The sequence below is a fragment of the Actinomadura verrucosospora genome (genome assembly GCF_039540335.1).
Lineage (GTDB): Bacteria > Actinomycetota > Actinomycetes > Streptosporangiales > Streptosporangiaceae > Spirillospora > Spirillospora verrucosospora.
The window spans coordinates 72717-91903 of sequence record NZ_BAABEV010000035.1; the positions used below are offsets into that span (position 1 = coordinate 72717).

The window sequence follows — 19187 nt, forward strand, 5'->3', positions numbered from 1 at the left end:
GGCCCACCATGATCGATCTTCGCTCGGACGTGATGACGCTGCCCACCGAGGGCATGCTGCGCGCGATGACCGCCGCCCCGCTCGGCGACGAGCAGGAGCGCGAGGACCCCACCGTCCTCGCGCTGGAGGACGAGCTGACCGGGCTGCTCGGCCAGGAGGCGGCGGTGTTCGTCCCCTCGGCGACGATGGCCAACCAGATCGCGATGCTGTGCCAGGTGCAGCGCGGCCAGGAGATCGTCGGGGAGCGGCACAGCCACATGTTCCGCTACGAGGCGGGCGGCCCCGCCTTCCTCGCCGGGGCGGTCGTCACCGGCCTGCCGGGCGAGGCCGGGGTGTTCACCGGAGCGCAGGTCCGCGAGATCGCCCAGGTCCGCGACTCCGAGCACCGCCCCCGGACCGCGCTCGCCGTCGTGGAGGACACCCACAACGTCTCCGGCGGGCGGACATGGCCGCTCGCCGCCCTGGACGACCTCCACGACACCTGCGACGAGCTGGGCCTCGCCGTCCACATCGACGGGGCGCGCCTGTTCAACGCCGCCGTCGCGCTGGACGTCCCGCCCGCCCGGATCACCTCGCGGGCGCGGACCGTCGCCGTCTGCTTCTCCAAGGGCCTCGGCTGCCCCGCGGGCGCGGCCCTCGTCGGACGCTCCGAGGTGCTGGCCCAGGCCCGGCGCATCCGCCAGATGCTCGGAGGGTCGCTCCGCCAGGCCGGCGTGCTGGCGGGCGCCGCCCGCTACGCGCTCCGGCACAACGTCGCGCGGCTGGCCGACGACCACGCCAACGCCCGCACCCTCGCCACCCTGCTCGCCGAGGGCGGTCTGCCGGTCGACCCCGCCGGCGTCGACACCAACTTCGTCTTCCTCGATCTGGCCTCGCTCGGGCTCGACCGCGAGGACGCCCGGACCCGGCTGCGCTCCAACGGGGTGCTGTGGTCCAACGCGCACCACCCCACCGTCCTGCGCGCCGTCACCCATCTCGGGCACTCCGAGGCGGACCTCCGCACCGCCGCGGCCCGCACCGTCGAAGCGCTGTCGAAGGAGGCGTGACCGGGGCGGTTCTAGCCGGCCGGTGACGGGGGGACGAGGTCCAGGGAGGCGCTGACGGCGGTGGGCAATTCGCGCAGGCGGTGGAGCGGCAGTTCGAGCGGGGTGACGTCCAGCGCCCACGGGGCGGCGTCGGCCACGACCGTGCGGGCCTGCCGCTTGGTGAGGCCCGCGTGCGCGTCGATCAGGGCGTCGCGCCAGACGTTGGCGACCTTCCCGTGCGCCCGGTCCATGACGGCGCGCACGATCCGCCGCGCCCGGTCGTCCGTGCCGGACGGGGTGCGCACCGCCTCCACGGTCGAGCCGCGCCGGGTCAGCTCGTACACGGGAGCCAGCGACGCGGCCTCGTCCGCCAGGTCGCCGGGGGGTTCTGCGAGGAACACCCGGACCTGCTCGGCGCGCGTGGCCAGCAGCACGCGGACCAGCGCACCCTCCAGCCCCGGGGGCAGCGCGACGGCCGCGCGCCGCACCCGCGCGGCGTACGGCTTGGCCAGCCACGTCGTCAGCCGCACCCGCGGCACCTGCGGAAGCACCTGCTTGGGCCAGTCACCGACCAGGACGTCCGGCCGCAGGTCGGCGACGTCGTCGGGCGACGCCAGCACCGCCGTCCTGGCTTCGACGGCCTGGGGCCCCTGGGTGTAGATGGCGGTGGCGAACCGGTCGGCGCGGGCCCCGGCGGCCGGCAGGCTCTTGCCGGTCGGCCGCAGGACGTACAGGTCGGCGCGCGAACCGATCGCCTCCGCGCCGAAATAGCTGTTGAAGTCCGGGTAGACGGCCTCGCTCACCAGGTTCAGCTCCTGCAGCGCCTGCTGGACCTTCAGCGCGAGCATCGGAGTGCGGTCGCTCGCCCCGTAGGCCAGCAGGACGCGCCCCTGCCCCTGGTCCCGCAGCCCCTGCACCGCCCGGGCCACGAACAGCCCGACGCCTTCCGGCGTGTACGGAGGATCGGTCACCGCCAGATCCGCGTACTCGACGGCCGACGCGGGCAGCCCCAGCCTCAGGTCGGCCCAGCGGGTGCGCACGTCAAGCCCCAGGTCGGCGGCGCATGCGCCGATGTAGGCCAGGATCCGCTCGTCGACGTCCACGACGGTGGTCTGCACGCCCGGATGGACGAGCCCGACGGCCAGCGAGGTCAGATCGTGGTCCCCGACGCACAGCAGGCGCGTGCCCGGCAGCCAGAACCGCGCCCCCAGCAGCAGCGCCCGCCGCACGACCGTCTCCGGCGTGGCCGAGACATGGTCGAGGACGTGCCTCGCCCGCGGCGCCCGCTCGATCAGCCCGGCCACGCGCTCCACCACGGCGGCGTACTCGGGGAGCAGGTGCCCGACGGGGTCGGCCGGGTCGAGCGGACGGTACCCGGTGCGCAGGGACTCGGCGATCTCGGCGCCCTGCTCCGGGGTGAGGCGGAACCGGTCGCCGCCGGCGTGCTCCAGCGAGAGCCCGGCCAGCAGCGACTCCACCGAGCGCCGCGGCGCGCCCGTCTCCCGGACCAGCTCGCCGAGCGTCCGCCAGCGCCGGTCCGCCAGCAGGCTCAGCGCGGCGTGGATCCGCCGGGGATCCATGTCCGCCGCGATCGGCACTCCCCCATCAGCCATCCGCGCATGCTATCGGCGCGCGGGTCCGCGGGGATTCGCCGCGGGGACGCCCCGAGGTCGCCGAAGATTCACACGGCCACCTCTGGTCACGATGAGCGCTTCTCTCGCTACTTTCAGTAGCGTAGCCTCGGGGTATGCCCCTCCCCACAGAGCCCATCGGCAGCATCCCGCGTCCCCAGGAACTGCTCACCGCCTCGCCGTCCGAGCTGGCCGCCGCCCAGGACCGCGCCGTGCGCGAGACCCTCCGCCGGCTGGAGGAGCTCGGCTCACCGGTGGTGACCGACGGTGAGCAGTCCAAGCCGAGTTTCGCCACCTACCCGATCACGGGCCTGGCCGACCTGGCCCCCGACGGCGCGGTGATCCCGTTCGCCGACGGGCACCAGCGGCAGCTCCCGCGGCTGACGGCGGGCCCGTTCCGCTACACCGGCCACGCCGTCGACTACCTGCGCGCCGCCCAGCGCCACGCGACCGCGCCGGTCAAGCAGGCCGTGATCGCCCCCTCGGCGCTGAGCCTGCTGTACCCGGCCGACGGCATCGACGGCTACCCGCGCGAGATGTTCCTCGACGACCTGGTCAGCGAGGCCGAGGCCGACATCCGCTCCTGCCTGGACGCGGGCGCCCACGTGGTGCAGCTCGACTTCACCGAGGGGCGGCTGTCGCTCAAGCTCGACCCCAGCGGCGGCGTGCTGGACGCCTTCATCGCGCTCAACAACCGGGTCCTGGAGCGGTTCTCCGCCGACGAGCGCGCCCGGATCGGCGTGCATGTGTGCCCGGGCGGCGACCTCGACTCCACCCACAGCCTCGACGTCGACTACGCGGGGCTGCTGCCCAAGCTGTTCCAGCTCAGGGCCGGCAACTTCTACCTCCAGCTGGCCAGCGAGCCCGACCCCGACCGGATCCTGGCCATCGTCGCCGAGCACCTGCCCGCCGACGCCCGCGTCTTCGTCGGCGTCGTCGACCCCATCGACCCCCGCGTCGAGACGCCCGAGGAGATCCGCGACCGCGTCCTCGCCGCGGCCCGCCACCTCCCCGTCGACCGCCTCGGCACCTGCGACGACTGCGGGTTCTCACCGTTCGCCGACGACACCTCCACGTCCCGCGACACGGCCTTCGCGAAGATCGCCGCCCGCGTGGAGGGCACCGCCCTCGCCGCCGCCGAACTCGGCGTCTGACCCGCCGCCCGTCTCCGCCGCCACACCCTCGCACCCTCGGACCCGATGGCACGCCCGCGGCCGCCGCCGCAGACGGCCTGGTCCGCTGACGGCGGTGCGGGGGTGGGGCGGCCCGTCCACCTCCAAGCGCCGCGTCCGGGCGGCGCGTGGACGGCTCACCACGTGCACCGGCCTCCCCGACGCCGACCCGGCCGTTCCGGCACGGTGGTCGGCCATCGCGGTCACCGGGAGGTGTGGTCGGTGGTCGCGTCCGAGGAGGGCGGGGTCCGGATGAGGAGCATCACCACGACGGCCACGGCGGTCAGGGCCAGCGCCGAGACGGTCGCCCCGGTGGTGTAGCCGTGCACGAGGGCCCCCGCCCGCGAGGCGGCCGGACCGTGCTCGCGCAGGTAGCCCGCGGTCGCGCCGATCGCGACGGTGTTGACGACGGCGGTTCCGATCGAACCGCCCATCTGCGACGCGGCGTTGACGACCGCGGCGGCGACCCCGGCCTCGCGCGGGGAGACGCCCGCGGTCGCCAGTGAGAACGCCGGCGGGAACACGGCGCCCATGCCGATCCCGAGCAGGACCTCGACCGGGACGACGGCGGTGGCGTAGCCGCTGCCCGCGTCGAGCCGGGTCAGGGCGGCCAGCCCGGCCGCGGCGATGAGCAGGCCGGCGGAGATCAGCAGCCGGGCGGGCACCCGCCGGGTGAGCCGGGCGCCGACGAGGTAGCCGCTCGCGGAGTTCGCGACGGCCATCGGCAGGAACGCCAGCCCGGTGCGCATCGGGGAGAAGTGCGCGACCACCTGGAGGTAGTAGGTGAGCGTGAGGAAGACCCCGAAGGCGCCGACGACCGCGGTGGCCACCGCGAGGTAGGCGCCGGCCCGGCCCCGGTCGGCGAGGATCCGCAGCGGCAGCAGCGGCGCGGCGTGCCTGGCCTGGCGCACGGCGAACAGGGCGAGCGCCAGGCCGCCGACCGCGAGCGGCGCGGTGGTCCGCCAGGCGTCCCAGCCGTGCGGGGCGGCCTCGCCCGCGCCGTACACGACGGCCGCCAGGCCGCCGGTGACGAGGACGGCGGAGATCCAGTCGACGCGCGCCCCGGGGAACGCCGGCGGCGCGGGAAGGACGATCCGTCCCGCCACCGACGCGGCCGCGGCGATGGCGACGTTGACGTAGAGGCACCAGCGCCAGTCGGCGTACTGGGTCAGCGCGCCGCCGAGCAGCAGCCCGACCGCCGCGCCGCTGCTCGCCACGGCGCCGTAGACGCCGAACGCCTTCGCGCGCTCCCTGGGCTCGGTGAACGTCACCGCCAGCAGCGACAGGGCGGTGGGCGCGAGCAGCGCGGCGAACGCCCCCTGCAGGGCGCGCCCGACCACGAGGACCCCGAAGCCGGGCGCGGCCCCGGCGATCATCGAGGCGACGGCGAACCCGGCCAGCCCGGCCAGGAAGCTGCGGCGCCGCCCGACCAGGTCGGCGATCCGGCCGCCGAGCAGGAGCAGCCCGGCGAAGGACAGGGTGTACGCGGTGATCACCCACTGCCGGTCGGCGTCGCCGAAGCCGAGCGCGTGCTGGGCCGTCGGCAGCGCGATGTTCACGATGGTGGCGTCGAGCGCGATCATCAGCTGCGCGACGGCGATGACGACCAGCGCCGCCCAGCGCCGGTTCGGGACGGCCGCGGACGGACCGGACGCGGTGCGCGCCGGGATGGCGGTCATGGAACCCACCTCCTCTAAGTGAAGGGTTCTCCTCCGGATACTAACTGGAGGTTTCTCCTCCGTCTAGAGGCGCATCGGGCCCGGATCGCCTCCCCGGCACGCCCACAACGGCGGCAGGCGACGGCCGGGGTGCCGGGTCGGCACGGCACTGAGCTGCGGAATCATCGCCCGCGACCTTGCCGTCTCTTGGTGATTTCAGTAGCTTTGCCCCTTCAAGACGCCTTCCAGGCGTTTTGTCCCACCGCGGGGTTTCCGAGCGCGGTGGGGCGGGGTGCCGTCCCCGCGCGACAAGGCCCGAGATCCCTCATCGATCGGGCCCCACATCGTCAGCGCCGCTGTCTCTCAGCGGCACCCGCCGAGTCCGCCGTGGCGCGGAGCCGGGGACCCAACCCGAACTGGGGTGAATCGGCCTGTCAGGCCGTAGGGCGACTTCCACGTCCGAACCCGTCAGCTAACCCGGTAGGCGGCACATGGAAGCAAGGAGCCCCCCTTGAAAGGCAAGCACCTCGACCGGCCGCGCGTTCTGCGGCCCGGCCCCTGGGTCACCGTCACGCTGACGGGCCTCGCCGTCTTCGGCGCGACGGCGGCCATGCCGACGACCCTGCAGCACGCGTCCACCGAAACCGTCGCCGCCGTCCAGACCGTGCCGCAGCAGCGGACCGCGCCGCGGCAGGCGACGCCGCAGGAGCAGGTCAGAGCGCAGGCCCAGGTCCAGAAGGAGTTCAAGGCCCCGGCGAAGGCCGAGCCCTCGGCGAAGACCGAGTCGTCGGCGAAGGCCGAGCCGCGGAAGCAGGCCGCCGCGCCGAAGTCGGACGCGCGGTCCAAGGTCATCGCGCGGGCCAGGACCTGGCATCCGCACACCGGCCGGCGGGTCCCCTACAGCCAGACCAGCACGCACAACGGCTACCGCACCGACTGCTCGGGATACGTGTCCATGGCGCTGGGGCTGCCCAAGCCCGGGACGAACACCGTCGGCCTCACCTCGTCGCGGTACACCGAGCGAATCGCGATGTCCGAGCTGAAGAAGGGCGACCTCGTCATGGACGCCCTCGGCAGCAACACCACCCGGCACGTCGTCATCTTCGAGAAGTGGGCCGACAAGGAGCACTCGTCGTACTGGGCCTACGAGCAGCGCGGCCGGTACGGAACCGACCACCGCGAGCTCGACTACGGGCTCTCCTCGGGCGACGAGTACAAGGCGTACCGGCCGACGTCCCTCACGTAGGCGTCCCTGAAGACGCCCGGCATCGGCGGGACGCCGGTGCCGGGCGGAACGGGCTTGGAGAGAGAGGGGTCAGACCGAGCGGACGGCCCGCAAGGACTCCTTCAGGGAGCCGAGGGTCGAGAAGACGGCCGTGGGTTCGTAGCCGCAGTGGGCCATGCAGTTGGCGCAGCGGGAGTCGCGTCCCCTTCCGTAGGACTCCCAGTCGGTCTCGTCCAGGAGTTCCTGGTAGGTCTGCGCGTAGCCGTCCGACATCAGGTAGCAGGGACGCTGCCAGCCGAAGAGGGAGTAGGACGGGATCGCCCAGGCCGTGCAGGGGAAGTCGACCTTGCCTTCCAGGAAGTCCAGGAACAGGGGCGAGTGGTTGAAGCGCCACCGCTTGCGGTTGCCGTCCCCGAACGCCTTGCGGAACAGCTCCCGCGTCTCCTGGACGCCGAGGAAGTGGTCCTGGTCGGGCGCCTTGTCGTAGGCGTAGCCCGGCGAGATCATCATCTCGTCGACCCGGAGGTCGTCGTTGAGGTAGTTCATGACGTCGATGACGGTCTGCGGCGTGTCCGTGTTGAAGATCGTCGTGTTGGTGGTGACGCGGAACCCCCGCCGCTTGCACTCCCTGACGGCCGCGACGGCGTCGTCGAAGACACCCTCCTTGCACACGGACGCGTCGTGGCGTTCCCGCAGCCCGTCGATGTGCACCGCCCACGCGAAGTACGGCGAGGGCGCGAACTTGTCGATCTTCTTGGGGATGAGCAGCGCGTTCGTGCACAGGAAGACGTACTTCCTGCGGCGGACGAGCTCGTTCACCAGCTCGTCGATCTGCGGGTGCATCAGCGGCTCGCCGCCCGCGATGGAGACCATCGGCGCGCCGCACTCCTCGATGGCGGCGAGGGCCTGCTCGACCGGCATCCGCTTCCTCAGCACGTCGTGCGGGTGCTGGATCTTCCCGCAGCCGGCGCAGGCGAGGTTGCAGGCGAACAGGGGCTCCAGCTCGACGATGAGCGGGAACTTCTCCCGGCCGCGCAGCTTGTTGCGGAGGATGTAGCTTCCGATGCGAAGGCTCTGGCGGAGCGGCATGCTCATGGTGTCGGGACCTCCTCGTGCAGGGTGAACTCGGCGGTCCCGCCCGGTCCGCGCCCCCGCCTCATGCCGCGCCCTCCAGGTAGCGGCCGAGGGCGCTCAGGGGGAAGACCAGGCGGTACAGGTGGTAGTTGATGTAGAAGTCGCCGGGGAAGCCGGTGCCGGTGAACTGCTCCTCGTCCCAGTTGCCGTCCGGGCGCTGGTGGTCGACGAGCCACCGCACGCCGGCCTCCACGGCAGGGGTGCGCTCGCCCGCGGCGAGCAGCGCCAGCAGTGCCCAGGCCGTCTGCGACGGGGTGGACTCGCCCCGCCCGATCCACGCGGGGTCGTCGTAGGAGCGCAGGTCCTCGCCCCAGCCGCCGTCGGGGTTCTGGTGGTCCTCCAGCCAGACCACGGCGCGCCGGATCGCGGGCTTGCCGGGACGCACCCCGGCCGCGACGAGCGCGGGCACCACGCTTCCCGTGCCGTAGACGTGGTTCGCCCCCCAGCGCCCGAACCACGAGCCGTCCGCCTCCTGCGCCCGGAGCAGCCACACGACGGCGCGCCTGACCACGGCCGACTCCGCGAGGCCCTCCTTGGACAGCGCCTCAACGACGTGGGCGGTGACGTCGGCGGACGGCGGGTCGATGACGGCGCCGAAGTCGCAGAAGGGCAGCTTCGTGCACAGCTCGCGGGTGTTGTCGGCGTCGAAGGCGCCGAAGCCGCCGTCGCGCGAGGCCATCCCCTCCAGCCAGCGGACGGCCCGCCTGATCGGCTCCTCCGCCGCCGGTAAGGCGGCCCGGCGCAGCGCCAGGATCGCCTCGGCGGTGTCGTCGGTGTCGGGGTAGACGTCGTTGTCGAACTCGAACGCCCAGCCGCCCGGCGGGACGTCCGGCCGCTTCACCGCCCAGTCCCCCGGCCCGCGGACCTCCTCGCCGACGATCCATTCGGCGGCCCGCAGCAGGGACGGGTGGTCGGCGGCCACCCCCGCGTCGGCGAGCGCGTTCACGGCGAGGACCGTGTCCCAGACGGGTGACTGGCACGCCTCAAGGCGGCGTCCCTTCCCGTCGCGGATCGTGAAGCGTTCGAGCCCGTCGAGGCCGCGCCTGATGACCGGATGGTCGAGGCCGTAGCCGAGCTCGTGCAGCGCCATCAGCGAGTACACCCACGGCGGCTGGATCCCGCCCCAGCAGCCGTCGGCCTCCTGCCTGGCGACGATCCAGTCGGCGGCCCGGCGCAGCGCCGCCCGGCGCAGCGGGCGCACCGGCCGCCTCTCGTACACGTGCAGGACGCGGTCGAGGGCGTTGAACGCCGCCCCCCAGCCGCGGGCCTCCCGGGCCGGCATCACGCCGCGGCGCAGTTCGGGCAGGTCGAACGGCAGGGCCCGGACCGGGCGCAGCGACCCGAGGATCGTCAGCGGGACGATCGTCTGCCGTGCCCAGCACGCCCAGTCGTAGACGTTCAGGGGGACGCGGCTCGGCAGGTACATCAGCTCGGGCGGCATGACCGGCAGGTCGTCCCAGGACCACTGGCCGAACAGCGCCAGCCAGACGCGGGTGAAGACGCGGCTGCCCTCGATGCCGCCCGCCTCCCGCACGTAGGCCGCGGCCTCGCGCATGTGCGCGGCGTCCACCGGGTCACCGGCGAACCTCAGCGCGACGTACGCCTCGATCGTGGTGGACAGGTCGGCCGGGCCGCCGTGGAAGTTCGCCCACGTGCCGTCGTCGCGCTGCCGGGAGCGGATCCAGCGCGCCGCGTCCTTGGTGTCGGCGTCGGAGCGGATGCCGAGGAACTGGCGGAGCAGCAGGTCCTCGGCGTCCATGGTCACGTTGGTCTCCAGCTCGGCCTTCCACCAGCCCTCGGGCGACTGGAGGCCGATCAGGCGGTCGCGGGCGGCGTCGACGGCGGCGGCGGCCGCGCCGGTGAGTCCGGACACGTCGGTGGTGGTCATGCAGCGCTTCCCTTCTCGCCGGCGCGGCGGGGTCAGTGGTCCCGGGAGGTGACGAACAGGGCGATGTCGCGGAACTCGGCGGCCACGGCGCCGTCCATGCCGGACTCGTCGAGGTGGCGCCCGGCGGCGGCGACGCGGCGGTCGGCCTCGGCGGAGGCCCAGTCGCGCCCGCCCGCCGCCTCGACGAGCCGGGCCGTCTCCCGCAGGGCGTCCTCGGACGGCGTCCCGGGGTCGGCGTACAGCGCGGCGAGCCGCCGCGACTCGGGGCGCCCGGCGTTCAGCGCGTACACCACCGGGAGCGACTTCTTGCGCGCCCGCAGGTCGGCCAGGACGGGCTTGCCGGTCGCGTCCGGGCTGCCCCAGATGCCGAGCAGGTCGTCGACGAGCTGGAACGCGAGGCCCATCTCGGCGCCGAAGCCGGTCAGGTGGGTGACGAGCCGGGCGGGGCCCTCGGCCAGCATCGCCCCGATCGAGCACGCGCAGGCGAGCAGGGCGCCCGTCTTGTCGGCCGCCATCGCCAGGCACTCGTCGAGGGTGACGTCGTCGCGCTGCTCGAACCCGATGTCGAGCGCCTGGCCCGCGATGAGCCGCTGCGTGGCGGCGGTCAGCGCGCGCGCCGCCCAGTGGGCGCCGCGCGTCTGCTGGTCCAGGAGCAGGTTCTCCGACAGCGCCATCAGCGCGTCGCCGCCGAGGATGGCGGCGGACGGGCCGAACACCGTCCAGGCGGCCGGGCGGTGCCGGCGGGTCCGGTCGCCGTCCATGATGTCGTCGTGCAGCAGCGAGAACGCGTGCACGAACTCGACGGCGACGGCGCCGGGCAGCGCCGTCTCCTCGGACGCGCCGGCGGCCCGCGCGGACAGCAGCGCCAGCGCGGGGCGCAGCGCCTTGCCGCCCGCGGCGGCGGGCTCCCCGTTCTCGTCGGTCCAGCCGAGGTGGTAGGCGACGACGCGGCGGGTCCACGGGTCGAGCCGCTCCGCGGACGCGCGCATGGCCTGGTCGACCAGGGCGCGCCCGCCGGTGATCGAGGTCGGGACGGTCATCGGCCGCTCACCCCGTCCGGGGCCGTCCGGCGCAGGTGGCGGCGGACGAGCCGGGCCGCGGTCAGGCCGCTGCGCACGGCTCCCTCCATCGTGTCCGGCCAGCCCGTGTCCGTCCACGCGCCGGCGAGGAACAGCCACGGCAGCCGGGTCGCGGACGCGGGGCGCAGCGCCTCGCTGCCGGGGCTCTGGCGGAACGTCGCGTGCCGCTCCCGCGTCACGAAGAAGTCGGTGACGCGGGCGCGCCGCGCGGCCGGGAACAGCCGCTCCATCTCGGCGAGGTAGACCGCGCGCAGCGCGGCGGTGGGCGTGTCGACCCAGCGGTCGGCCGCCGAGACCGAGACCGCCAGGTACTGGCCGCCGCCGGTGAGGCCGCTGACCGCGGTGCGGTCGAACACCCACTGGACGGGCGAGCCGACCGCCGCGGCGAACGGCGGGTCGGCGACGTCGACCCGCAGGACGGGACGGTCGTAGACGACGTGGACGTTGACGATCGGGCTGGAGCCGAGGCCGGCCCAGCGCGCCCGGCCGGGGGCCGCCTCCTCGGGGACGAGCGCGGCCGCCGCCCGGTGGGGCACGGCGACCACGACGGCGTCGGCGCCGACCGGGGCGCCGTTCACGACGAGCTTCGGACCGGCGTCGATCGCCGTCACCTTCGCGTTCAGGTGGATCCGGCCGCCGTCCCGCTCGATCCTGGCCGCCGGGAGCGCGCCGTGCAGGTCGCCGAGCGGGACCGCCGGCACGCCGATGTCGGCGGCGTCCGGGCGGCCGAGGAGCGCGGTCCGGCACACGAACGCGGCGGGGCCGAGCGCGGCGCCGTCCAGCCGGGCGTTGAGCGCGGCCGTGACGAACAGCTCCCAGAGCGCCTCGCGCGCCCAGGGCCCCTGCCCGTGCTCGGCGAGCCAGGTGCCCATGCTGATCCGCTCGTGCGACGGGTCGGAGAGGTCGAGGCGGTCGAGCGCCAGCGACGCGCCGACCGCCCGCAGCCGGTCGGCCGGCGAGAGCAGCCGGTACCCGGCGAGCGCGGGCAGCAGGTGCAGGGGGCCGGGGGCCTTCACACGGCGGAGCCGTGCAGTGGACACCGCACGGCGGAGCCGTCCGGCCCGGCCGTCCGGGGTCAGGACGCGGACGTCGAAGCGGTCCTGGACGCGGACGCGGTCCAGGGCGTCCAGCCGTGCGAGCAGGCCCCGGTACGCCGAGCAGCACTTCAGGAAGATGTGCTGCCCGTTGTCGACCGTCAGCCCGTCCCGCGAGAACGAGTGGGTGGCGCCGCCGAGCCGGGGACGCGCCTCGTAGATCGTCGCGCGCACCCCCGTCTCCTGGAGCGCCAGCGCGGTGGTGACCCCGGCGAGCCCGCCGCCGACGATCGCGACCTCCGGCGGGGCGCCGTCGCGGGCGCTCACCGGTGGATCCCGGCCATCGCCATGGCGGACACGGTCGCCTTCTCCCAGGTGGGCAGGGACGTCCGCGTCTCCAGCGCGGTCAGCGGGTCGGCCGTGATGCGCCGCAGCAGGTGCCGGTAGATGCCCGCCATCGCACCCGCGCACGCGGCGCTGCGCCGGTCGAGCATGGGCAGCAGCTTCAAGCCGTCGGCGTACCACCGCTCCGCCCGGTCCGCCTCGAAGCGGACGAGGCCCGCCAGCCGGTCGGGGTCGTCGGTCGTCCGGCCCGCCTCGTCGCGCTCCAGGGTGCACCCGAACCGGGCGAGGTCCTTGGCGGGGAGGTAGACGCGGCCGTTCGCCCCGTCCTCCCGGACGTCGCGGAGGATGTTCGTCAGCTGGAGCGCGACGCCGAGCGCGTCGGCGCGCGGCACGGCCGCGGCGGGGTCGGCCGTCCCGAACACGCCGAGCGACAGGCGGCCGACGGCCCCGGCGACGCAGCGGCAGTACCAGAGGAGATCGTCGAAGGTGTCGTAGGTCTCGCCGCGCACGTCGGCCTCGCAGCCGTCGATCAGCTCGCCGAACCCGTCGAGGGGGATCGCGTGGCGGCGGGCGGCGTCGGCCAGCGCGACCAGCACCGGGTCGGAGGGATGGGCACCGGGCTCGGCGAGCCGCGCCCGCTCGGCGGCGAGCTTCGCAAGCCGGTCCGCCGTGGTCGTCGCCGATGTCGTCGATCCGCCGGGCGAACGCGTACACGGCGCTGAGGGCCCGCCGTTTGGGCGGGGGAAGCAGCCGGATCCCGTACGAGAAGTTGCGCGCCTGGGAGCGCACGACGCTCTCGCAGTGCCGGTAGGCGGTGGAAGCGTCCATCTAAGCTGCCCTTCTCCTTCCCATGGTCCGCGACCACTCGGCGAGCAGCCGCACCTTCCTCGGCCGCGGCGGGCCCGGCAGGACGTCGTAGGCGGCGCGCTCCAGCGCGTCGAGGGCGGCGAGGCCGCCCGCGACGTATCCGGCGACGGCGATGCGCGCGAACCCCCGGAGCCCGCCGGTGAGCCCGGCGCCCTCGTCGAGCATGCGCCGCGCCCGCCTCGCCTGGAGCGCCACGACGCCGCGCAGCCGGGTCGGGGTCGCCGGGGCGGTGAGGTCGTCCTCGGCGCACCCGAACCGCCGCAGGTCGTCCGCGGGCAGGTAGACGCGCCCGTTGCGGTGGTCCTCGCCGACGTCCTGGCAGTGCTCGATGATCTGCAGCGCGGAGCACACCCGGTCCGACAGGCGCAGCCGGTCCGGCGTGGCGGCGCCGAACACGTGCAGGACGATGTGCCCGACCGGATCGGCGGACAGCGCGCAGTAGCCGAGGAGGTCGTCGAACGTCGCGTACCGGGTGACCTCCTGGTCCTGGCGGTTCGCCCGGACCAGGCGGCGGAACGGCTCGGCGGGGATGCGGCGGGCGACGATCGTCGCGGCGAGGTCGCGCAGCACGGGCAGTTCCGGCCGCTCCCCCGCGTAGACGCGGTCGAGGTCGCGCTCGACGAGGTCGAGGAGACCGGCCCGCTCGCCCGGCGGCGCCTCGTCCCCTATGTCGTCGACCAGGCGGGCGTACCCGTACACGTTGAGCAGGTGCGCGCGGTGGCGCGCGGGCAGCAGCCGGGAGGCGACGGGGAAGTTCTCCCCGGACTGCAGTTCGGTCCTCGCCCGGCGTTCCTCGGTGGCGTTCCACAAACGCTCGCTGACGGACATGGCGTTCCCCCTGGGGCGGTGGCGGCGCGGGGGCGTACATCGATGCCCGTTAACCGGGTGGCCGGCCGGTAAACATGGCCATCGACGGGGCCCATGACGCGTACGTCCCCGATCGGCCGCGCCGAGCCTCCCGATTTTCCGTCCTTTATGAAAATAGGCCGGAAGCGGTCAGGCGGGAACAGGGAATCGGAGAGTCCGGCGATCACCGGCGGTCATCGCGCATTCACCTGTGGATGATCATTACCTGGCGGGATGGAGGCGGCGATCCGGGCGGAACGGGCTGGGGCCGGCTCAGTAGGTGGTGAGGATTCGCGCGAGTATCCGGGGCGTCTGCTCGGGCGGTGCGGCCTCGGTGACCAGCGTGTTGAAAATGTGCCAGTGGTGCTCGATGTCGGCGCGCCGCGTCGGGTAGACGGCATTGTCGGGACGCTCCAGATAGACCATGTCCTGGAGGCCCTGCTGCGGGAACCGGACGAGCGTGAGCGACCCGTCGCCGGCCACCTGGCCGGAGATGCCGAGGGGCGCGATCTGGATCGTGACGTTCGGCCGCCTGCACTGCTCGATGATGTGTCTGATCTGCAGCCGCATCGTCTCGGGCGCGCAGACGGGACGCCACAGCGCCCCCTCGTCGAGCACGACCCAGAGGTTGAGGGGGCGCGGCCGGCGCCGCAGGACGCGCTGGCGCCGCATCCGGAACTCGACGCGCCGCTCGACCTCGTCCTCGGACTCGGGGCGCAGGCCGCGGACCAGGCCGCGGGTGTAGTCCTCGGTCTGGAGCAGGCCGGGGACGAACTGGGCCTCGAACGTGCGGACCAGCCTGGCCGCCTGCTCGGCGCTCAGGTAGTCGCGGACCCAGCGCGGCACGATGTCGGCGTCGCCGTGCCACCAGGGCCGCGCGCCGGTCTGCTCGGCCAGGGCGAGCAGGGTCGCGCGCTCGCCGGGGTCGGCGCCGTAGCGGTCGAGCAGGCCGGCGACGTCGGCGGCCTTGGCGCCCGTGCGGCCCAGCTCCAGCCTGGCGATCTTCGACTCGGACGCGCCGATCGCCAGGCCGGCCCCGGGCCGGGGCAGCCCGGCCGCCTCCCGCAGCTCGCGGAGCCGCTTGCCGAGCAGCATGCGCGGGACGAACGGGTCGCCCTGCGCGGGGACCGCGCCGGCCGGAGCGCTGCGCCCGGGCGGCGGTTTCCTGCTGCCGGTGATCGTGACGGAGGCCAAGGGGGGACTCCTCATCGGAAGACGGCATGGACGACCGCTCCGACTATAGTTCACGCTCCGCGTCGGAGATAAGACCGTATGTTACTTACCGTCCCGGCCACGCGGCCCGGACCCCGGAGACGGTTCCCGGCACGGCGCGTCAGGGTTTACGGGCCACCCCGCACCTGGTCGGCAGGCTCTCGCCCTCGATCGGCCCGACTTCGGGACGCCACGCCCCGCTCGTCACCAGCCCCGGTTCCTCCAGCTCCAGGCCGTCGAAGTAGCCGCGGATGAACTCGGGGTCGCGCAGCCGGAACGGGATCGCGCCGGTCTCGTCGTAGGCGCGCTGCGCCGCGTTGAACCGCGCGTTCTCGTCGGTGGAGTCGTGCAGGATGAGGTAGCTGCCGGAGGGCAGCGGGTCCATCAGCCCGCGGACGACGCCGTAGGCCTCGTCCGGGTCGACGATGTGCCCCAGCACGCCAATGATCATCAGGCCGACGGGCTGGGACAGGTCCAGCAGCTCCGAGGCCCGGTCCATGATCGTCTTCGGGTCGTGCAGGTCGCAGTCGATGTAGGCGGTGCGGCCCTCGTTCATCAGGGCGCGGGCGTGCGCGAGGACGAGCGGGTCGTTGTCGACGTAGACGACCTTGGCGTCGGGGGCGGCGCGGCGGGCCATCTCGTGGGTGTTGTCGACGGTGGGAAGGCCGGTCCCGCAGTCCATGAACTGGCGGATCCCCCGCTCGCGGGCGAGGAACCGGATCGCCCGGTCCATGAAGTAGCGGCCCGCGCGGGCGATCTCCACGATGCCCGGGTACAGCGAGACGTAGTGGTCGCCGGCGAGCCGGTCGACCTCGTAGTTGTCGGTCCCCCCGAGCCAGTAGTTCCAGATCCGCGCCGACTGCGGCACCTCTGTGTTGATCTTGGTGTCCGATCCCTTTCCCGGGCCCCGGGTGGTATCCGTCATGTCTGACGCTCCTTCCAGCAGGTACGGGCACCTCTCGCGGCAAACCTAGACCCCGCGCCCCAGAGGCGGCCGGAAAAGTGAAATTCGGACCTGTCCGCGCACCGATTCGGGACGATAATGAATACACAGAGTGGCGGAAACCCCGAAAATCGGGTGGCGCGTGCGCCAGGTGTGACGAAAGCGATCGCCGAACGCCCTCCGCCCGGAGGACCGATCGATCTCTTACGGGCGGGACACGGATCGGTGTCCGCGCCGCCAGGATGAACCGGCCGGACCACCGCGGAAATTCACCTTTCACTTTTCCAAGATTTTACTTGACCGAGCGGCGCCCGTGACCGAAGCCTCCAAACCCTCATAGTCGCCTATATCAGGTGATTCTTGAAAAACCGTCACCCGGCACCGCACCTAATCACACGTTTCTTCAATGCGGCGTTTCGGACATTCGCCTCGTCCAGCCTGAGAGCGTCCAGGGGGACGGCCCTCAGCGGCCCGCCCAGACGGCGATCGCGAGCGCCACCCGGTCCTCGAACCGCATGGGGTCGCGGCCGGTCAGCGACTCGATCCGGGACAGCCGGTGGCGCAGGGTGTTGGGATGCAGGTACAGGGCCCGCGACGTCGCGCCGACCGCGCCGCCCATGTCCAGGAAGGTGCGCAGCGTCTCGGTGAGGCGGGTGCCGTGCGCGGCGTCGTACTCCCTCAGCGGACGGGCGATCTGTTCGGCGAACGGGGCGAGCTGCTCCTGGTCGAGGCGGCCGAGGAGGGCCTGGAAGGTGGCGAGGTCGGCGGCGTGCACGACCCCGCCGGTGCGGCGCGCGGTGTCCAGGGCGGTGAGGCTCTCGGTGAGCGAGACCGGCAGGTGCTCCAGCGGGCCGGGGCTGCCGACGCCGGCGGGCTCGGCCCAGGCGTGCGCGTCGTTGGTGACGAGCAGGGCCGTGTGGTCGTCCAGGCCGAGGACGCCGGGCAGCTCCTCCTCGACCGCGCCGTCCATCGCGATCACCAGCAGGGACGCGGGGTCGAGCCCGGCCTCGTCGATCCGGGGCCGCAGCGCCTCGGCGGACGCGAGCCCGTCGCGCACCATGCGCAGCAGCCGCCCGGTCTCCTCCCGCTCGTGCCGCTCGTCGCCGACGGACGCGAGCCGCTCGGCGAACCACTCGGTGAACCCGAGGAACGGGACCTCCCGCGGCACCTCCAGCAGCGGGAGGCCGACGCGGTCGCAGGCGTCGCGCAGCTCCTCGGGGACGGCGTCGGTCACGTCGCCGATCCCGTAGCCGACGGCGCTCGCGCGGGCTGCTTTGACCGAACCGGCGAACGCGGCGCACGCGCCCCCGTCCCGCAGCGACGCGCCGACCGTCAGCACGATCTCGTGCCCGTGCAGGTAGGGGCCGGGGTCGAGGAGCTCGGTGGAGTGCGCCCAGCGGACCGGGCGGTCGAGACCGTCCTGCCCGGCGACAAGGCGCAGCCGGAAGCGCGGCACCTCGAGGAGCTGCCGGACGGTCAGGTGCGGCAGCGTGGAATCGCTGGTCACATCCTCACCCTCTCACCCCGCCCGGGTGCCCTCCCGCGCCCGTGACCGTGTTTTGGGCAAGTGCACGAAAGGTCGGGCGCGCCGCGGTGGGTTCGGCCAAGAAATCCCCATGACGCTTGTCACCAGCGGTTATGCCGGGTTTGCCTGGTGCTTTCGGAGCGTTGCGAGGTGATCTCATGGACGGGCGGGTCGCGCTGGTCACCGGGGCGGCCGGCGGCGTCGGCGCCGCGCTGGTGCGCGAGCTGGCGGGACGCGGCTGGCGGACGGCGGGCCTCGACCTGCGCCAGGCCCCGGACACCGACCACTCGGTGAGCGTGGACGTGGCGGAACCCGCGCAGGTGCGCGCGGCGGTCCGGCGGATCGAGCGGGAGCTCGGCCCGGTGGAGGCGGCGGTGAACGCGGCCGGGCACCACATGATCGTCCCGGTGTCCGACATCGCCTGGCCCGACTGGCGGCGGATGCTGCGGGTGCACCTCGGCGGCGTGGTGAACATGTGCGCCGCCCTCGCGCCGGGAATGGCCGAGCGCGGCCGGGGGAGCATGGTGGCGATCACCTCTCACCTCGCCGTCGGCGGCGCGAGCGCCGAGGCGCACTACGCGGCGGCCACCGGCGCGGTGCTCGGGTTCGTCCGGTCGCTGGCGGCGGAGCTCGGACCGTCCGGGGTACGGGTGAACGCGGTGGCGCCCGGCCCGACCGACACGCCGATGCTCCCCTACGACTCGCCCTGGCGCAGGCCGTCCTATCTGCAGGGCGTGCCGGCCGGGCGGCTGACCTCCCCGGAGGAGGTCGCGCTCGCCGTCGCCTACCTCATCGAGGACGGCACGTTCTGCACCGGCGAGGTCCTGTCCCCGAACGCGGGGACGGTGGTCTGATGACGATCGCGCTGATCACCGGGGCGGCCGGCGGGCTCGGCGAGGCGGTGGCGCGCCGGCTCGCGGCCGACGGCCGCCTGGTCGTCCTCAACGACCGTCCCGGGCGGGACGTGGCCGGGCTCGCCGCCGAGCTGAACGGCATCGCCGCGCCGGCCGACGTCTCCGATCCGGCGGCGGTCACCGCGATGGTGGCGGAGGTCGAGCGCCGTACGGGCGGGCAGATCGCGCTCCTCGTCACCTGCGCCAGTCGGCTGGAGATGGCTCCGTTCACCAGGTCGGAGGACCTCGACGACTGGTGGCGGACGGTCGACATCGACCTCGGCGGGACGTTCGCGTGCGCGCAGGCCGTGATGCCGGGCATGGTCGAGCGCGGCGGCGGCCGGATGGTGTTGACCTCGTCCGAGTGGGGCGTGGTCGGATGGCCGGAGGCGAGCGCCTACTCGGCGTCCAAGGCGGGCGTCGTCGCGCTCGCCAAGTCGCTCGGCCGCGAACTCGCCCCGCTCGGCATCGCGGTGAACGCCGTCGCGCCGGGCGCGATGGACACGCCGCTGCTGGAGGCGGACGCGACCGCCGCCGGGGTGTCCGTCGAGGAGATCCGCGCCCGGTACGCCGCCCGGACGCCACTCGGCCGGATCGCGACCCCCGAGGAGATCGCGGCGGCGGTCGCGTTCCTGGCCGACGAGCGCCTTCCGACGCTCGTCGGCCAGATCCTCCACGTCAACGGCGGCACCACCCGCTGCCGCGCCTGA

At 73.9% G+C, this 19187-nt stretch carries 15 protein-coding genes, 2 pseudogenes and 1 riboswitch; of the genes and pseudogenes, 5 read left to right on the forward strand and 12 right to left on the reverse strand.

What is annotated here, in order from left to right:
- The first annotated feature begins 8 nt into the window (after positions 1–8).
- Complete coding sequence (locus ABD944_RS30350) at positions 9–1046, forward strand: threonine aldolase family protein (protein ID WP_345182657.1); 1038 nt, start codon at positions 9–11, stop codon at positions 1044–1046.
- An 11-nt stretch (positions 1047–1057) separates the two neighbouring features.
- Here ABD944_RS30350 and ABD944_RS30355 read toward each other — a convergent pair whose 3' ends face one another.
- On the reverse strand, positions 1058–2638 hold the full coding sequence (locus tag ABD944_RS30355) for a bis-aminopropyl spermidine synthase family protein (protein ID WP_345182658.1): 1581 nt from the start codon (positions 2636–2638) through the stop codon (positions 1058–1060).
- Positions 2639–2772: 134 nt separating this feature from the next.
- On the opposite strand from ABD944_RS30355, the gene ABD944_RS30360 reads away from it, so the two are divergent.
- Positions 2773–3810, forward strand: a complete 1038-nt coding sequence (locus ABD944_RS30360; protein ID WP_345182659.1) for a cobalamin-independent methionine synthase II family protein — start codon at positions 2773–2775, stop codon at positions 3808–3810.
- Between the two features lie 221 nt (positions 3811–4031).
- Here the strand turns inward: ABD944_RS30360 and ABD944_RS30365 are convergent, their stop codons facing one another.
- On the reverse strand, positions 4032–5507 hold the full coding sequence (locus ABD944_RS30365; RefSeq protein WP_345182661.1) for an MFS transporter: 1476 nt from the start codon (positions 5505–5507) through the stop codon (positions 4032–4034).
- Between the two features lie 343 nt (positions 5508–5850).
- Positions 5851–5988: riboswitch (cyclic di-AMP (ydaO/yuaA leader) on the forward strand.
- 9 nt (positions 5989–5997) lie between these two features.
- Between ABD944_RS30365 and ABD944_RS30370 the strand changes: the two genes are divergently transcribed.
- Positions 5998–6732, forward strand: coding sequence for an NlpC/P60 family protein (locus ABD944_RS30370; RefSeq protein ID WP_345182662.1), 735 nt, complete (start codon positions 5998–6000; stop codon positions 6730–6732).
- Between the two features lie 69 nt (positions 6733–6801).
- On the opposite strand, the gene hpnH is transcribed toward ABD944_RS30370, so the two are convergent.
- The 10 genes and pseudogenes from hpnH to ABD944_RS30420 form a co-directional block, all read right to left on the reverse strand.
- A complete protein-coding gene (hpnH, locus tag ABD944_RS30375; RefSeq protein ID WP_345182663.1) occupies positions 6802–7806 on the reverse strand; it encodes an adenosyl-hopene transferase HpnH in 1005 nt (334 codons plus the stop codon).
- 61 nt (positions 7807–7867) lie between these two features.
- Positions 7868–9733: a squalene--hopene cyclase gene (shc, locus tag ABD944_RS30380; RefSeq protein ID WP_345182665.1), complete on the reverse strand. Its 1866-nt coding sequence runs from the start codon at positions 9731–9733 to the stop codon at positions 7868–7870.
- Between the two features lie 32 nt (positions 9734–9765).
- Positions 9766–10773, reverse strand: a complete 1008-nt coding sequence (locus tag ABD944_RS30385; RefSeq protein ID WP_345182666.1) for a polyprenyl synthetase family protein — start codon at positions 10771–10773, stop codon at positions 9766–9768.
- Positions 10770–12173 (reverse strand): hydroxysqualene dehydroxylase HpnE, encoded by a 1404-nt coding sequence (gene hpnE, locus ABD944_RS30390; protein ID WP_345182685.1) that lies wholly within the window; start codon positions 12171–12173, stop codon positions 10770–10772. The genes ABD944_RS30385 and hpnE overlap by 4 nt, the downstream gene beginning before the upstream one ends.
- A pseudogene (locus tag ABD944_RS30395) lies at positions 12170–12805 on the reverse strand (squalene/phytoene synthase family protein); the annotation flags it as partial. The pseudogene ABD944_RS30395 and the gene hpnE, both read right to left, overlap by 4 nt.
- A gap of 82 nt (positions 12806–12887) precedes the next feature.
- Positions 12888–13019: pseudogene (locus ABD944_RS30400) on the reverse strand (squalene/phytoene synthase family protein); the annotation flags it as partial.
- Positions 13020–13886, reverse strand: coding sequence for a squalene synthase HpnC (gene hpnC, locus ABD944_RS30405; protein ID WP_345182667.1), 867 nt, complete (start codon positions 13884–13886; stop codon positions 13020–13022). It lies immediately after the preceding pseudogene.
- Positions 13887–14177: 291 nt separating this feature from the next.
- Positions 14178–15098, reverse strand: coding sequence for a helix-turn-helix domain-containing protein (locus ABD944_RS30410; protein ID WP_345182668.1), 921 nt, complete (start codon positions 15096–15098; stop codon positions 14178–14180).
- Positions 15099–15237: 139 nt separating this feature from the next.
- Positions 15238–16041: an SAM-dependent methyltransferase gene (locus tag ABD944_RS30415; RefSeq protein WP_345182669.1), complete on the reverse strand. Its 804-nt coding sequence runs from the start codon at positions 16039–16041 to the stop codon at positions 15238–15240.
- A gap of 481 nt (positions 16042–16522) precedes the next feature.
- Positions 16523–17566: a PucR family transcriptional regulator gene (locus ABD944_RS30420; RefSeq protein WP_345182670.1), complete on the reverse strand. Its 1044-nt coding sequence runs from the start codon at positions 17564–17566 to the stop codon at positions 16523–16525.
- Between the two features lie 176 nt (positions 17567–17742).
- Here ABD944_RS30420 and ABD944_RS30425 point away from each other — a divergent pair, with 176 nt between their 5' ends.
- Together ABD944_RS30425 and ABD944_RS30430 are read left to right on the forward strand one after the other, a co-directional pair.
- Positions 17743–18438: an SDR family NAD(P)-dependent oxidoreductase gene (locus tag ABD944_RS30425; RefSeq protein WP_345182671.1), complete on the forward strand. Its 696-nt coding sequence runs from the start codon at positions 17743–17745 to the stop codon at positions 18436–18438.
- The gene (locus tag ABD944_RS30430) at positions 18438–19187 is read left to right on the forward strand and encodes an SDR family NAD(P)-dependent oxidoreductase (RefSeq protein WP_345182672.1); all 750 of its coding nucleotides are present in this window, start codon (positions 18438–18440) and stop codon (positions 19185–19187) included. The genes ABD944_RS30425 and ABD944_RS30430 overlap by 1 nt, the downstream gene beginning before the upstream one ends.

Coding starts and splice junctions, on each gene's coding strand:
- ABD944_RS30350 (WP_345182657.1), top strand. CDS start 9: ATGATCGATCTTCGCTCGGACGTGATGACGCTGCCCACCGAGGGCATG.
- ABD944_RS30355 (WP_345182658.1), bottom strand. CDS start 2,638: ATGGCTGATGGGGGAGTGCCGATCGCGGCGGACATGGATCCCCGGCGG.
- ABD944_RS30360 (WP_345182659.1), top strand. CDS start 2,773: ATGCCCCTCCCCACAGAGCCCATCGGCAGCATCCCGCGTCCCCAGGAA.
- ABD944_RS30365 (WP_345182661.1), bottom strand. CDS start 5,507: ATGACCGCCATCCCGGCGCGCACCGCGTCCGGTCCGTCCGCGGCCGTC.
- hpnH (WP_345182663.1), bottom strand. CDS start 7,806: ATGAGCATGCCGCTCCGCCAGAGCCTTCGCATCGGAAGCTACATCCTC.
- shc (WP_345182665.1), bottom strand. CDS start 9,733: ATGACCACCACCGACGTGTCCGGACTCACCGGCGCGGCCGCCGCCGCC.
- ABD944_RS30385 (WP_345182666.1), bottom strand. CDS start 10,773: ATGACCGTCCCGACCTCGATCACCGGCGGGCGCGCCCTGGTCGACCAG.
- hpnC (WP_345182667.1), bottom strand. CDS start 13,886: ATGTCCGTCAGCGAGCGTTTGTGGAACGCCACCGAGGAACGCCGGGCG.
- ABD944_RS30415 (WP_345182669.1), bottom strand. CDS start 16,041: ATGACGGATACCACCCGGGGCCCGGGAAAGGGATCGGACACCAAGATC.
- ABD944_RS30425 (WP_345182671.1), top strand. CDS start 17,743: ATGGACGGGCGGGTCGCGCTGGTCACCGGGGCGGCCGGCGGCGTCGGC.
- ABD944_RS30430 (WP_345182672.1), top strand. CDS start 18,438: ATGACGATCGCGCTGATCACCGGGGCGGCCGGCGGGCTCGGCGAGGCG.